General features: G+C 73.0%; 14 protein-coding genes. 8 read left to right on the forward strand and 6 right to left on the reverse strand.

Translation table 11 applies throughout. The annotated features are described in order from the left end of the window. Nucleotides 1-2: 2 nt before the first annotated feature. Nucleotides 3-596, reverse strand: a complete 594-nt coding sequence (locus tag ACIGDI_RS15475) for a hypothetical protein (RefSeq protein ID WP_399896011.1) — start codon at nt 594-596, stop codon at nt 3-5. Between the two features lie 638 nt (nt 597-1234). Between ACIGDI_RS15475 and ACIGDI_RS15480 the strand changes: the two genes are divergently transcribed. Further along, on the forward strand, nt 1235-1579 hold the full coding sequence (locus ACIGDI_RS15480) for a cupin domain-containing protein (RefSeq protein ID WP_399896014.1): 345 nt from the start codon (nt 1235-1237) through the stop codon (nt 1577-1579). Here the strand turns inward: ACIGDI_RS15480 and ACIGDI_RS15485 are convergent. After that, nucleotides 1569-2573 (reverse strand): LacI family DNA-binding transcriptional regulator, encoded by a 1005-nt coding sequence (locus tag ACIGDI_RS15485; protein ID WP_399896017.1) that lies wholly within the window; start codon nt 2571-2573, stop codon nt 1569-1571. The genes ACIGDI_RS15480 and ACIGDI_RS15485 overlap by 11 nt on opposite strands. 122 nt (nt 2574-2695) lie before the next feature. On the opposite strand from ACIGDI_RS15485, the gene ACIGDI_RS15490 reads away from it, so the two are divergent. Beyond that, nucleotides 2696-3853: a Gfo/Idh/MocA family protein gene (locus ACIGDI_RS15490; RefSeq protein ID WP_399896020.1), complete on the forward strand. Its 1158-nt coding sequence runs from the start codon at nt 2696-2698 to the stop codon at nt 3851-3853. On the opposite strand, the gene ACIGDI_RS15495 is transcribed toward ACIGDI_RS15490, so the two are convergent. After that, entirely contained in the window at nt 3837-4445 is a 609-nt protein-coding gene (locus tag ACIGDI_RS15495) for a poly-gamma-glutamate hydrolase family protein (RefSeq protein WP_399896022.1), read from the reverse strand. The genes ACIGDI_RS15490 and ACIGDI_RS15495 overlap by 17 nt on opposite strands. A gap of 11 nt (nt 4446-4456) precedes the next feature. Further along, nucleotides 4457-5488 (reverse strand): LacI family DNA-binding transcriptional regulator, encoded by a 1032-nt coding sequence (locus ACIGDI_RS15500; protein WP_399896025.1) that lies wholly within the window; start codon nt 5486-5488, stop codon nt 4457-4459. Nucleotides 5489-5595: 107 nt separating this feature from the next. Between ACIGDI_RS15500 and ACIGDI_RS15505 the strand changes: the two genes are divergently transcribed. From ACIGDI_RS15505 to ACIGDI_RS15530, 6 genes are all read left to right on the forward strand, one after another. Further along, on the forward strand, nt 5596-6762 hold the full coding sequence (locus ACIGDI_RS15505) for a phytanoyl-CoA dioxygenase family protein (RefSeq protein WP_399896028.1): 1167 nt from the start codon (nt 5596-5598) through the stop codon (nt 6760-6762). A gap of 17 nt (nt 6763-6779) precedes the next feature. Further along, a complete protein-coding gene (locus tag ACIGDI_RS15510) occupies nt 6780-7556 on the forward strand; it encodes an SDR family oxidoreductase (protein ID WP_200701915.1) in 777 nt (258 codons plus the stop codon). Nucleotides 7557-7628: 72 nt separating this feature from the next. Then, nucleotides 7629-8633 carry a Gfo/Idh/MocA family oxidoreductase gene (locus tag ACIGDI_RS15515; RefSeq protein ID WP_399896031.1) on the forward strand — a complete coding sequence of 335 codons (1005 nt, stop codon included), beginning with the start codon at nt 7629-7631 and terminating at the stop codon, nt 8631-8633. A 124-nt stretch (nt 8634-8757) separates the two neighbouring features. Beyond that, nucleotides 8758-10068, forward strand: a complete 1311-nt coding sequence (locus ACIGDI_RS15520; RefSeq protein WP_399896034.1) for a protoporphyrinogen/coproporphyrinogen oxidase — start codon at nt 8758-8760, stop codon at nt 10066-10068. 24 nt (nt 10069-10092) lie between these two features. After that, the gene (locus ACIGDI_RS15525; protein WP_399896037.1) at nt 10093-11115 is read left to right on the forward strand and encodes a Gfo/Idh/MocA family protein; all 1023 of its coding nucleotides are present in this window, start codon (nt 10093-10095) and stop codon (nt 11113-11115) included. Nucleotide 11116: 1 nt separating this feature from the next. Further along, a complete protein-coding gene (locus tag ACIGDI_RS15530; RefSeq protein WP_399896040.1) occupies nt 11117-11560 on the forward strand; it encodes a GNAT family N-acetyltransferase in 444 nt (147 codons plus the stop codon). On the opposite strand, the gene ACIGDI_RS15535 is transcribed toward ACIGDI_RS15530, so the two are convergent. Both ACIGDI_RS15535 and ACIGDI_RS15540 read right to left on the reverse strand, forming a co-directional pair. Further along, nucleotides 11553-12578: a Gfo/Idh/MocA family protein gene (locus ACIGDI_RS15535; protein ID WP_399896043.1), complete on the reverse strand. Its 1026-nt coding sequence runs from the start codon at nt 12576-12578 to the stop codon at nt 11553-11555. The genes ACIGDI_RS15530 and ACIGDI_RS15535 overlap by 8 nt on opposite strands. Before the next feature lie 19 nt (nt 12579-12597). Continuing rightward, on the reverse strand, nt 12598-13500 hold the full coding sequence (locus ACIGDI_RS15540; protein ID WP_399896046.1) for a sugar phosphate isomerase/epimerase family protein: 903 nt from the start codon (nt 13498-13500) through the stop codon (nt 12598-12600).

A 13500-nucleotide genomic window follows, 5' to 3' on the forward strand; every position in this document is an offset into this window, starting at 1 on the left:
GGTCAGCCGAACCAGACGACCAGCCGTACCTGCTCGTCGCCGTCCCGGCTCGCGAGGTCCCGCATCGCGCTCCACACCTCTGCCCAGCATCCCTCGTCCGGCGGGGCGAGCATCCTCGCGGTGAGCAACACGGGCCGGTACACCGCCCCGTCCACGCGAACCTGTCCTCCGGGTGGCCACTCGGGCGGCGCGAGCAGCAGGTCCCCGCCGAAGGTGCGCGCGGCGGCCTCGCGCAGGCCGGGCGTCACCCGTACGACCTCCTCGCCCTCCGGCGCCGCCCTGACCGCCCGGTTCCAGGCGAGGCCGGCGGCGAGGGGCGCGTCCCAGTCGACCGCCGCGACCTCGGCCCAGGTGGCGTAGGTGTGGTTGTGCTGATAGTCGCCGATGCCGGCTTCCCGCACGGGATCGCTGACGTCATAGGGCAGGCCCCGGTCGGCGAAGAGCGGGCGGTTGACGTCACCCGTCCCGCGCACGCCGAACAGGCACTCCCAGGCGTCGTAGTCCCGCGGCGGCCGGAAGTCCAGCAGATCCGCCTCCATGTACCAACGCCCGTCGGCCGAGCGGCTTTCGATGGCGCCGTCGATGTCCGTACCCACGGGACAGGACCCTACGACAGTCCGAGCACGCGTATGCCGTGATCGCGTAGGCCGGCACCCGGTGATCGCACCGGCGGAAGCACAACGGCACCACCCGGCGCACCGCCCCACCGACGGGCGCCCGGGCGGGCCGGGCGCCGGGGCGGAGGGTGGCGAGCGGGGGCGGACGCCGGCGCCGTCGGCAGGGGGCGGTCCGGTCCGCGGTCGACGGCGATCCCGGACGGGCTCGGCGAGCGCGGGTGGCCTCCCACCGGCGATTCGGTGCGGACGGGATCGGCGACCACGTCAGCACGGCCCGGGCGGCCGCCCTCGGCCGCGAGAAGTGTCCTCCCACCTGGGCCGATATCCGACCCGTCGACTGCGGGCGGGCCGAAAGGCGGTCGCCGGCGATCCCGTGCGAACGGGCTCGGCGAGCCCGGGCAGCCGCCCCCACCGACGGGCGCCCGGGCGAGCCGGGCGCCGGGGCGGACGGTGGCGGGCGGAGGCGTCCCCCACCGGCGATCCGGCAGGACGGAACACGGCACCACGCCGCACAGCCCGGCCCGCCACCCCACTCGCGACGAAGTGTCCCCCCACCTGCGCCGATACCCCACACTCTGTCCAGCCACGGCGGCCGCTGCGCTGGCTAGTCTCGCCGCATGACCCACAGCTTCGCAGTGCACGTCCCGGACGCCGAGCTCGAACCCGAGCCCCTCGCCCCCGAACAGATCGTCTCCGGTACGCCCGAGGTGACCGGGAAGGTCCTCTGGGAGTCGGCGGACGGCCGGCAGATCCGCGGGATCTGGCAGATCACGCCGGGGGTGGTCACCGACACCGAGTCGGACGAGCTGTTCGTCGTGGTCAGCGGGTCGGCCACCGTCGAGGTCGAGGGCGGTCCGACGCTGGAGGTCGGGCCGGGCGACATGGCGGTGCTGCGCGCGGGCGACCGGACGACCTGGACGGTCCACGAGACGCTGCGCAAGGCCTACGCCATCACCCTGTGAGCGGGGCAGCCGTCGTGCCGCGGATCTCCAACGCCGGTGCGGCCAGGTGGAGTCGACCCGCTCCCCCGGGCCGCTCGAAGCGGTCCAGGAGGCAGCGGGCGGCGCGGCGGCCGACCTCGTGGCCCGCGCCGTCAACCGTGGTCAGCCAAACGTGGCGCAGCCGGGAGATACTCGTGTTGTCATAGCCCACGACCGACACGTCGTGCGGGACGCGCAGGCCGAGTTCCTCGGCCGCCGAGAGCGCGCCGACCGACGCGATGTCGTTCACGGCGAACACGGCGGTGGGCCGGTCCGGGCGGCTGAGCAGCCGGACGGTGGTGCGGTAGCCGCTCTCCTCCGTCATGTCGCTCGGCTCCACAAGCGCCCGGTCCGCGAGACCGTGCTCCCGCATGGCGGCCTCGAAGCTGCGCCTGCGCAGTTCGCCGACGGCGCCGTAGCCCGCGATGTGCGCGATACGGCGGTGGCCGAGGCCGATGAGGTGTTCGGTGACCAGCCGCGCGCCGAGTTCGTCGTCGCCCGCGACGACGTCCACGCCCGCCGGTGCCGCCTCGCGGGCGCCGGCCACGACGACCGGGATGCGTTCGGCGACGGCGCCGAGCGCGGCGAGGTCGGGCAGCGTGCCGACGACCACCAGCCCGTCGACCCCGAGGTCCAGGAACGGGCCCGTGAGGTCCTGGCCGGTGCGGCGGTTGAGGCGGGCGTCGGCCAGCAGCATGTGCAGACCGGCCGCGTGCAGCAGCGAGTTGAGGCCGTCGAGGAGTTCGACGAACCAGGGGTTGCGCAGGTCGTCCAGGAGCACGCCGACCGTGCGGGTGCGCTGCTCGCTGAGGCTGCGCGCGGCGGCGTTCGGCCGGTAGCCGAGCTCCCGCACCGCCCGCAGCACGGCCTCCCGCTTCTCGGGCCGCACCTGCTCGGAGCCGCGCAGCACGAGCGAGACCAGCGACTTGGAGACACCGGCCTGCTCGGCCACGTCGCGGATCGTCGGCGGTTTCATGTTCTGGACCGTTCCACGAGCCGCTCGGGCTTGTCAAAGGGGCGGGTGAGGGTTGACACCGGCGGAAGTGCCCCTTCAGTGTGGCCTGGACATGTTGTGGACCGGTCCAAAGAGGGGCTGTCATGGTGGATTCGCTGGGTGTCGCCGTCGTCGGGTTCGGCTGGATGGGCCGGGTGCACACCCAGGCGTACGCCCGCGTCCCGCACCACTACCCGACCCTGGGCCTGCGCCCGCGGCTGGTCACGGTCGCCGAGGACGTGCCGGGGCGGGCCGAGGAGGCCGCCGCGCAGTTCGGCTTCGACTCCGCCACCCGCGACTGGCGCGAGGTCGCCCGGGATCCGCGGGTGCGGGCCGTCTCCATCACCGCCCCGAACTTCCTGCACCGCGAGATCGGCGTGGCCATGGCCGAGGCCGGCAAGCACATCTGGATCGAGAAGCCGGTCGGCCTGACCGTGGCGGACGCCCGGGCCGTCGCCGACGCGGTGGCGCGGGCCGGCGTACAGGGGGCGGTCGGCTTCAACTACCGCAACGCGCCCGCGGTGGAGGCCGCCCGCGAGCTGATCGCCTCGGGCGAACTGGGCACGGTCACGCATGTCCGCGTCCGCCTCTTCAGCGACTACGCCGCCCACCCCGAGGGCGCCCTGACCTGGCGGTACGAGAAGGAGCGGGGCGGCAGCGGAGTCCTGGGCGACCTCGCCTCGCACGGCGCCGACCTGGCCCGCTTCCTGCTCGGCGACATCGAGTCGCTGACCGCGGACACGGCCGTGTTCATCTCCGAGCGGGCCCGGCCCACCGGGGCCACCGCAGGTCACACCCGTGCCACCGGCGGCGAGCCGGGCCCGGTCGAGAACGAGGACTACGTGAACTGTCTGCTGCGCTTCGCCTCCGGCGCCCGCGGAGTGCTGGAGGCCTGCCGGGTCTCGGTCGGCGAGCAGAACAACTACGGCTTCGAGGTGCACGGCACCAGGGGCGCCGTGTTCTGGGACTTCCGGCGCATGAACGAGCTGGGCGTCAGCCGGGGCACGACCTTCCAGGACCAGCCCGTCAGCACGGTCTGGGTCGGCCCGGGCGCCGGCGAGTACGGCGCCTTCCAGCCGGGCGCGGCCAACGGCATGGGCTACGACGACCTGAAGGTGATCGAGGCCCACCGCTTCCTGCGCTCGATCGCGGAAGGTCAGCCCTACGGGGCCACACTGGCGGACGCCGTGCACAGCGCCGCCGCGCTGGAGGCGATGACCGAGTCGGCTCAGAGCCGCTCCTGGGTCAGCGTCCGCGCATAGCGGCGAGGGACTCCACACCCTTGGCCAGGGCGTCGACGACGGATCGTGGCGGGGTGTCCGGGACTCCCGGCGCCCATGGCCGCCCGCCGGTCCTGGCCGCGAGGGGGAGTTCGACCTGGACTCCGCCGCGGCGGGTCATGTTCACCGGGTTCCTGGGATGCAGGCCACGCAGGGCCACGGGGATCTCGTCGAGGTCGGTGACCGGGTCGAACTCCGGCCGCAGCGCGTCGAGTCCCTCGGCGACAAGGAGCGCGGCCGGCCGGTTGCCGCCGCCGAGGAAGACCGAGCGGGGTGTCGCGGTCCTGTTGTGGCCGTGCAGGGAGACCGTGAGCTCCACCCGGGACAGGAACTCCCGCAGCAGCGCGCAGTGTCGGACCGCCATCCGCGGGGACCGCACGTGCACCGGCTCCCGCAGGCCCGGCTGGGTGAAGACCAGGCTGGTGGCGCCGCACGACTCGGCCACCGACCGGGCCAGTTCGGCCGTACCGCCTTCGTTGCTGCCGTGCAGCGCCAGCAGTCCGATCCCGTCGCCCGGGGTCAGGGCGGCGAGCATGCGGACGCCCTCGATCTCGACCTCTTCCGTCCTGGTCACTCCCGGTCCTCTCAACTCGTCGCCTGCGGAGGCATGTTGTAGGGGGTGACCACCTGGATCGCGGACGGCAGCACGGGCCCCGCGGGCGGCAGGGCGCCGTGGGCGCGCATCACGATGTGGCAGGCCTCCCGCATGTCCTGGCGCAGGTCGTGGTGGAGGACGGCGGAGAGCCGGTGTGCGCGCAGCAGGCGGGTGTTGTCGTGGTCGAGGTCGTGTGCGACGAACACCGCGCACTCACGGCCGAGGTCCTCGAAGGCGCGCAGGGTGGCGATGTTGCCGCCGCCGATGGAGTAGACGGCCCGGATGCCGGGGTCGCGTTGCAGGGCGGCGCGTACGAGGTCGTACTGGGTGGCGTCCAGACCCTGGCCCTCGGCGATCTCCACCAGCGTGCGCTCGGGGTGCCGGGTGCGCATGGCGCTGCGGAACCCCATCTCGCGCTCTTCCTCGTTGCGGAAGAAGCCGCTGCTGAGGCTGGTGAGCACGTTGCCGGGGCGGTCGCCGAGCCACTGGCCCATCAGGTACGCGGCGGTCGCGCCGGCGGCGCGGTTGTCGATGCCGACGTAGGCGAGGCGGGCGGTGGCGGGCAGGTCGGTGACCAGGGTGACGACGGGGATGCCCGCTTCGGCGAGGCGGCCGACGGCGGCGGTGATCTCCGGGACGTCCGGGGCCTTGAGGATCACGCCCTGGGAGCCGCGCCGGGCGATGCGGTCCAGGATGCCCGTCAGCTCCGCCACCGGCCCGGTCTCCCGGAAGTGGAAGCGGGAGCGCACGACGGCCGGGTGCAGGGACGGCAGCTCCGTCTCCAGGGCGGCGCGCACGGCGGTGGAGAACCGCTCGGGCGTCTGCATCACTATGTCGATCATGAAGGTCCGCCCGACCAGCCGGACCTGGGTGCGCTGGCGGTCGAGGTCGGCAATGGCCTGCTGGACCTCCCGCGCCGTGCTCTCCCGCACCCCTCCCCTGCCGTTGAGCACCCGGTCCACGGTGGCCTCGCTGAGCCCCGCCTGACGTGCGATCTCCCGGATCGGGAACGGGTGCCCCATGCGGTGGCTCCTTGAGGGGTTTTTGATGGCCGCGTGCCGGTTGTTCGACGGGTTTGTACTGACAAGAATGGCAGCACTGAGTCGCCCCTGTCACCGAGAGGACGCAGATGTCCTTCACCGCCGTACACCGCCGTGCCTGGCTGTCCGAGCAGGACTGCGACCTCGAATCCTTCCGCACCCTCGTCGAGCGGACCGTCGACCCCGCCGACTACCCGCACGCCTCCTCCGTGGAGCGCAACGTCCTCCTCTACGACGCCGAGCGCGTCCGCGGTGCCGAGGACCGCCGGGACGTCCAGGAGGAGTTCGTCCGCGCGCTCACCGACGGTCCCGGCGTCGTGGTGATCCAGGGCGCGTTCCCCGACCCCGCGGTCGTCGATCGGCTCACCCAGGTTTTCGAGGCGCTGATCCGCGAGCAGGACGCGTCCGGCGCGAAGGCCGGCGACCACTTCGCCAAGCCCGGCGCGAACGAGCGGGTGTGGAACGCGCTGGAGAAGGCCGCGCTCTACGACCCGGCGGCGTTCGCCGACTACTACGCCAACCCCGTCCTCGCCCTGGTCTGCGAGGCCTGGCTCGGCCCCGGCTACCAGGTCACCTCGCAGGTCAACGTGGTCAACCCGGGCGGCCTGGCGCAGACCGCGCACCGCGACTACCACCTCGGCTTCCTCTCCGACGAGACCGCCGCGGCCTACCCGGCGCACGTGCACCGGCTGTCCCCCGTGCTCACCCTGCAGGGCGCGGTGGCGCACTGCGACATGCCGGTGGAGTCGGGACCGACGCTGTACCTGCCGTTCTCGCAGGCGTACGAGCCGGGCTATCTGGCGTGGCGGCGGCCGGAGTTCCAGGCCTACTTCAAGGAGCACCACGTCCAGCTGCCGCTCACCAAGGGCAGCGCCGTCTTCTTCAACCCGGCGCTGTTCCATGCCGCCGGGACGAACCGCACCACCGACGTGCGGCGCACGGCCAACCTGCTCCAGGTGTCCTCGGCCTTCGGCCGCGCGATGGAGACCGTGGACCGGGAGGCGGTGACGAACGCGGTCTACCCGGTGCTGCTGCGCCGCAGCACGGAGGGCGCCGACGAGGCCTGGCTGGAGAACGTGATCGCCGCGAGCGCCGAGGGCTACCCGTTCCCCACCAACCTCGACAGCGACCCGCCGGTCGACGGCCTGGCCCCGCCCTCGCAGGCGGACCTCGTCCGCCAGGCGCTGCGTGAGGGCCGGCCCGCGCGGATCCTGCGGGACCAACTGCGTGTGGCCGGTGAACGGCGCGCGAGCTGAAAGGGCATCGAAGCTCCATGGGACTTCTCGACGACAAGGTCGTCCTCGTCAACGGCGGCAGCCAGGGCGTGGGTGCCGCCATCGCACGGGCCGCGGTCCGCGAGGGGGCGGTCGTGGCCGTCACCGGGCGGCGGCCGGAACCCGGCGAGGCGCTGGTGGCCGAGCTGACGGCGGCCGGCGGCAAGGCGATGTTCGTCCGCGCCGACCTGGCGGACGCCGAGCAGGCCAAGGCGGCCGTCGGTGACGTGGTCGCCGCGTACGGCCGGATCGACTGCCTGGTGAACTCCGCGGGGCTGACGTCCAGGGGAACGCTCCTCGACACCACGCCGGAGCTGTTCGACCAGCACATCGCGATCAACCTCAAGGCGCCGTTCTTCGCGATGCAGGCGGCCGTCGCGGACATGGTCGCCCGCAAGGCGCCCGGCACGGTCGTCAACATCATCACCTCCTCGGCGCACGGCGGGCAGCCCTTCCTCGCCCCCTACGTCGCCGCCAAGGCCGGCCTGATCGGCCTGACCCGCAACGCCGCGCACGCCCACCGCTTCGACCGGGTCCGCATCAACGGCCTGAACATCGGCTGGACCGCGACCGAGGGCGAGGACGCCACCCAGAAGGCGTTCCACGACGCCGGGGACGACTGGCGCGAGCAGGCCGCGGCCAGGCTGCCGATGGGCAAGCTGGGCCAGCCGGACGAGATCGCCGACTTCGTGGTCTTCCTGCTGTCGGACCGGTCGGGCGTGGTGACCGGATCGGTGATCGACTGGGACCAGAACGTCCTGGGCGGCCTCGACTGACCTCCTCTCTCCCCCGCTCACCGGCAACTCTCCCCCGCTCAACGGAAACACCCCTCAAGGAGCTGCACCCCCATGCGCATCGGAATCCTCGGCCTCGGCCGCATCGGCGCCTTCCACGCCGAGACCCTCTCCGGGCTCGACGCGGTCGACTCGCTCGTCCTCACCGACCCGTTCGCGGACGCCGCCAAGAGCGCCGCCGACCGGTTCGGCGGCGAGGTCGTGGACTCGCCGGAGGCCCTGCTGGCCGCCGGGGTGGACGGCATCGTCGTCGCCGCCGCGACCGACGCCCACCCCGGGCTGATCCTGGCCGGTGTCGAGGCCGGCATCCCCGTCTTCTGCGAGAAGCCCGTCGCCCGGACCATGGCCGAGGGCGTGGAGGTCCTCAAGGCGGTCGAGGGCAGCGACGTGCCGATCCAGATCGGCTACAACCGCCGCTTCGACGCCGGTTTCGTCGCCGCCCGCGCGGCCGTGCGCAGCGGCGAGCTGGGCAAGCTGCACACCGTGCGGTCGACCACGCTGGACCCGGCGCCGCCGCCGGCCGCGTACATCGCCGCCTCGGGCGGCATCTTCCGCGACTGCAGCGTCCACGACTTCGACATCATCCGCTGGGTGACCGGCCGCGAGGTGGTCGAGGTGTACGCGGTCGGCGGCAACCGCGGCGCCGACTACATCAAGGACGCCGGTGACGCGGACACCACCGGCGCGATCCTCACCCTCGACGACGGCACCATCGCGGTGGTCTCCAACTCCCGGCACAACGCCCGGGGTTACGACGTCCGCATGGAGATCCACGGCTTCACGGACTCCATCGCCGTCGGCCTGGAGGACAAGCTGCCGCTGCGTTCGGTCGAGCCGGGCGTGACCTTCCCGGCGGGCATCCCGCACGACTTCTTCATGGACCGCTTCACCGCGGCCTACCGCGCCGAGCTCACAGCGTTCACCGAGGTCGTGGCGGGGAAGATCCCCTCGCCGTGCACGATCGCGGACGCCCTGGAGGCCGGCTGGATCGCCGACGCCTGCACGCTGTCCCTGCACGAGCACCGCCCGGTGACGATCGCGGAGGTCCGCGCCGGCTGACCGCCGTCGGCCCAGGTCCGGTGTTCCGGGCGCCTACCGGCCTCAGGTGCCCGGAACACAATCACGTCTCTCCACGTATGACCAAGGGATGCGATCACGTCCCGCCTACCGAGGAGCGACGACCATGAACGCCGGCCAGGAGCCGATATCCCTCCCGTACGAACTCCCCGCCCGCCCGCGCAGTGTGGTGGTCGTGGGCGCCGGGCCGAGCGGCCTCGCGGTCGCCCGGGAACTGGAGCGTGCCGGGCACCGGGTGACCGTCCTGGAGGAACGGGACACCGTCGCCGGCAAGTGCCGCAGCGTCGACATCGACGGGCTCGGCTACGACCTGGGCGGCCACATCTGCACCAGCCGCTACGAGCGGACGGCGCGGTTGGTGACCGAGCTGGGCCTGAAGACGGAACGCACCAGCCGCTACCGCGTCCTCGACGTCGAGGCGGGCACCGCGAGCCGGCAGCCCATGGCGTTCCTGCGCGACGAGGCCTTCGGGCGCTACCGGGCGCTGCGCGAGCGGGAGTTCCCGCGCATCGCCGAACCGGGGCTCGCCCACTCGGCGCGCGCTCTGGCCGCACCCGTCTCCGAGTGGATCGCCGAACACGGCCTGGAGTCGATGGCCGAGTCCTTCGGCACCGGGTACACGGCGGCCGGATACGGCTATCTCGACGACGACGTGCCGGCGCTGTACTTCGTCAAGTACGCCGAGATGACCGGGCTGTTGTCGCCCCGGCCCGAACTGCTGGGCCACGCGGGCGCGTTCACCGTGGTGGGCGGGTTCGGCGGGCTGTGGCAGCGGGTCGCCGAGGAGTTGAAGGACGTGCGGTGCGGGGTCCGCGTGCGGTCGGTGCGGCGCGGTCCGGACGGGGTGCGGGTGCGCACGGACGCCGGTCGGGTGGACGCCGACGACCTGGTGCTCGCCGTCCCGCTGGACCGGATCGTGCCGGTGCTGGACGCCTCCGACGACGAGCGGGACCTCGCCGGACGGGTCCGTACCCACGCCTACCACACCACCGTGGCCACCGCTCCGGGCCTTCCGGAGGACGCCTTCTACTTCCTGAACGGCCACACCGCGAGCCGCTCGGCGACCGGCCACTGCGTCTCGTACCACCACCGCTACCCCGGCAGCGAGGTCCGGACCTTCTACTCCTACGGCCGCCCCGGCGACGTCGCCGCACGGCTGAAGGAGGACGTCGAGCGGCTCGGCGGACGGCTGGCCGGGGTGCACGGGCGGCACGAGTGGGCGTTCATGCCGCACTTCGGCAGTGCCGACCTGGCGGACGGCGCGCTGGACCGGCTCGACGCGCTGCAGGGCCGTGACCGCACCTACCACGTCGGCGGCCTGCCCGCCTTCGAGCTGATCGAGTGCACCGTCGCCCACGCGCAGGACCTGGCACGTCGCCACTTTCCCCCCGGTGGACGGCACACTGACCCGCAGTGACGGATCAAGGAGAACGGAAGAGTCATGAGTGAACCGGTCCGGGAACCCCTGCGCATCGGAGTACTGGGCGCCGCGCGGATCACCGAACGCGCCCTCGTCGACCCGGCCCGCGCCGCCGGTCACCGGCTCGTCGCCGTGGCCGCCCGCGACCGGTCCCGCGCCGAGGCCTTCGCCGCCGAGCACGGCGTGGAGCGCGTCGTCGGCTCCTATGCCGACCTGCTCGCCGACCCCGAGGTCGAGGCGGTCTACAACCCCCTCGCCAACGGTCTGCACGGGCCGTGGAACCTCGCCGCCCTCGCCGCGGGCAAGCACGTCCTGACGGAGAAGCCGTCGGCGAGCAACGCCGAGGAGGCCGCCGAGGTCCGGGAGGCGGCGGCGAAGGCCGGCACGGTCTTCATGGAGGGCTTCCACTACCTGTTCCACCCGGTCACCCGGCGCCTGCACGAGCTCCTGGACAGCGGCGAACTGGGCGACCTACGGCGGGTGGAGACGCTGGTGGCGATCCCGGCCCCGGAGGACACCGACCCGCGCTGGTCGCTGCCGCTGGCCGGCGGCGCCGTGATGGACCTGGGCTGCTACAGCCTGCACGCCCAGCGGATGCTGGCGCCCTGGGCGGGCGGCGCCCCGCGCCTGGTGTCCGCCCAGGGCGGTGAGCGGGCGGGTGCGCCCGGGGTCGACGAGTGGCTGGACGCCGAACTCGCCTTCCCCGGCGGCGCCACCGGCTCCGCCCGCTGCCACATGGCGTACGACGAGCTGGAGATGAGCTGCCGGATCATCGGCACCGAGGGCGAGGCGAGCGCCCCGAACTTCGTCCTGCCCCACCTCGACGACCGCGTGGTGGTGCGCACGGCGGAGGGTGAGCGGACGGAGCACCTCGGCACCCGGTCGTCGTACAGCTACCAGCTGGAGGCGTTCGCGGCGCGGGTGCGGGAGGGCACGCCCGTGCCGCTGGACGCGGACGACGCGGTGGCGACGATGACGCTGATCGACGAGTGCTACCGGGCGGCCGGCTTCGCGCCGCGGCCGCGCAGCACCGTCGGGGGCTGACGTGGATTTCCGGATCGTCCCCGCGCGGGTCGCGGACATCCGGCAGGTCCTCGCCGACCACGCCCGGTACTGGGGGGAGCGCGACCTGCGGGCGCTCCATCTCCTGCCGCTGGTGCACGAGTTCGGCGAGACCTGTCTGGTCGCCCGGTCCGACGACGGCGTCCTCGGCTATCTCATCGGCTTCGTCACCCCGGACGGCACCGGCTATGTGCACCTGGTCGCGACACGGGACGACGCCCGCGGCGCCGGCCTGGGACGCGCGCTGTACGGCGCCTTCACCGAGGCCGCCCGGCGGCAGGGGGCGGTGCGGCTGAAGGCGATCACGACCGTCGGCAACGAGGGTTCGGTCGCCTTCCACCGCGGTCTGGGCTTCGACGTGCGCGTGGAGGAGGAGTACAACGGGCCGGGGCAGCCGCGGGTGGTGTTCTCGCGGGCGCTCAGCTGACGTCGTAGAGGGCCGGCCGTTCCACCAGCTCGACCTCCACCCGGCCGCCCTCCTCCAGTGCCCGTACGCCCGCCTCGCACACCGCGGCCACCGCGTAGCCGTCCCACACGCCGGGGCCGGTGACCTCGCCGCGTCGGGTGGCGTCGACCCACGCCTGGACCTCGCGGTCGTAGGCGTCGGCGAAGCGTTCCACGAAGTCCTGGGCGATGGTGCCGCCCCAGCGGCCGGCCATGTTGGTGACCATGGCGTGGCCGTCGCCGATGCGGGCGGTGCCGCGTTCGCACACCACCTCGGCCTGGACCTGGTAGCCGAAGCCGCAGTTGACGAAGATCTCGACGTCGACGATCGCGCCGCCGTCGGTCTCGAAGACCACGAACTGCGGGTCCTGCATCCGGTCGGGCGCGTTCGCGGACGGCGCCGGGCGCAGCACCGTCACGGCCGTGATCTCGTGGCCGAGCAGCCAGCGGGTCACGTCCATCTCGTGCACGACGGAGTCGTTGATCAGCATCTCGCTGCGCCAGCCGGGCGGCGAGGCGACGTTGCGGTGCCGGTTGTGCAGCATCAGGGGCCTGCCCAACTGGCCCGTCCCCAGGAGGGACTTGAGCTTCATGTACTCGGCGTCGTAGCGCCGCATGAAGCCGACCTGGACGCGGCGCCGGCCGAGCCGCAGCTCCGCCTCCATGACCCGCAGCGCGGAGGCCGCGTCCGGGGTGAGCGGCTTCTCGCACAGCACGGGCAGGTCGTGCTCGAACGCCGTGAGCAGGGCCGCCTCGTGAGCGGGCCCCGGGGAGGCGATGAGGACGGCGTCGACGTCGGCCGCCGCCATCGCGGCCGCCGGGTCTGTGTAGGCGGTGCATCCCTCGACGCGGGCGGCGACGGCCTTGGCGCGTTCGGCGTCGACGTCCACGACGGCGGTGACTCTGGCGCCGCTGATGACCTGCTGGATGCGGCGGACATGGTCGGCGCCCATCTTTCCGGTGCCGACGACGGCGACTTGCAGCGTTGCGGGCTGAGCCATGGTCGTCCTCTCCAGGGAGTCAGGCGCCGCAGGACCTCAGGAACGCGCGGGTGCGCACCGCGATGGGCAGCGGCCTGTCCGGCTCGCAGGGGTACATGTCCTGCTCGACGATCGCGAACAGCTCCACCCCGAGCCGTTGCGCGGCCTCCAGGACGGGACCCAACTCCGGCACCCCGGACGGCGGTTCGCACATGACACCCTGCGCGACGGCGGGCCCGAACGGGGTGCCCTCGGCCTGTACGCCGGCCAGGATCTCCGGATCGACCTGCTTGAGGTGCAGATAGCCGATCCGCTCGCCGTAGGTCTCGATCAGCTTGACGCTGTCGCCGCCGCAGTAGGCGTAGTGCCCGGTGTCCAGGCAGAGGTTGACCAGCTCGGTGTCGGTGGAGTCGAGGAAGCGCTCGACGTGGTCCTCGGTGTCGATGTGCGTGTCCGCGTGCGGGTGCACCACCAGGTCGAGGCCGTACGTCTCCTTGACCTCGTGGCCGAGCCGTTCCATGCCCTTGGTCAGGTACGCCCACTGCTCGCCGGTCAGCTCCGGCGGCTCCAGGATCTCGGCGGTCTTGTCGTCCCGCCAGAACGACGGGATGACGACCAGGTGCCGGGCGCCCATCGCCTGGGTGAGCGCGGCCACCTGGCTGACGTGCTCCCAGGTGGACTCCCAGACGGACGGGCCGCGGTGCAGGCCGGTGAAGACCGTGCCCGCGGACACCTTCAGGTCCCGCTTGCCGGTCTCCTCGGCGAGCCGGGCCGGGTCGGTCGGCAGATAGCCGTACGGACCCAGCTCGATCCACGAGTAGCCGGCCTCGGCGACCTCGTCCAAGAAGCGTTCCCAGGGCACCTGCCGGGGGTCGTCCGGGAACCAGACGCCCCACGAGTCGGGGGCCGAACCGACGCGGATCCGGTCGAGGGCGCCGGCCAT

The sequence above is a fragment of the Streptomyces sp. NPDC085900 genome, assembly GCF_044540925.1.
Lineage (GTDB): Bacteria > Actinomycetota > Actinomycetes > Streptomycetales > Streptomycetaceae > Streptomyces > Streptomyces gilvifuscus.

What these genes read in the sequence shown, in the direction of transcription:
- ACIGDI_RS15480 (WP_399896014.1), top strand. Translation starts at nt 1,235, where the DNA reads ATGACCCACAGCTTCGCAGTGCACGTCCCGGACGCCGAGCTCGAACCC.
- ACIGDI_RS15485 (WP_399896017.1), bottom strand. Translation starts at nt 2,573, where the DNA reads ATGAAACCGCCGACGATCCGCGACGTGGCCGAGCAGGCCGGTGTCTCC.
- ACIGDI_RS15490 (WP_399896020.1), top strand. Translation starts at nt 2,696, where the DNA reads ATGGTGGATTCGCTGGGTGTCGCCGTCGTCGGGTTCGGCTGGATGGGC.
- ACIGDI_RS15500 (WP_399896025.1), bottom strand. Translation starts at nt 5,488, where the DNA reads ATGGGGCACCCGTTCCCGATCCGGGAGATCGCACGTCAGGCGGGGCTC.
- ACIGDI_RS15505 (WP_399896028.1), top strand. Translation starts at nt 5,596, where the DNA reads ATGTCCTTCACCGCCGTACACCGCCGTGCCTGGCTGTCCGAGCAGGAC.
- ACIGDI_RS15510 (WP_200701915.1), top strand. Translation starts at nt 6,780, where the DNA reads ATGGGACTTCTCGACGACAAGGTCGTCCTCGTCAACGGCGGCAGCCAG.
- ACIGDI_RS15515 (WP_399896031.1), top strand. Translation starts at nt 7,629, where the DNA reads ATGCGCATCGGAATCCTCGGCCTCGGCCGCATCGGCGCCTTCCACGCC.
- ACIGDI_RS15520 (WP_399896034.1), top strand. Translation starts at nt 8,758, where the DNA reads ATGAACGCCGGCCAGGAGCCGATATCCCTCCCGTACGAACTCCCCGCC.
- ACIGDI_RS15525 (WP_399896037.1), top strand. Translation starts at nt 10,093, where the DNA reads ATGAGTGAACCGGTCCGGGAACCCCTGCGCATCGGAGTACTGGGCGCC.
- ACIGDI_RS15535 (WP_399896043.1), bottom strand. Translation starts at nt 12,578, where the DNA reads ATGGCTCAGCCCGCAACGCTGCAAGTCGCCGTCGTCGGCACCGGAAAG.
- ACIGDI_RS15540 (WP_399896046.1), bottom strand. Translation starts at nt 13,500, where the DNA reads ATGGCCGGCGCCCTCGACCGGATCCGCGTCGGTTCGGCCCCCGACTCG.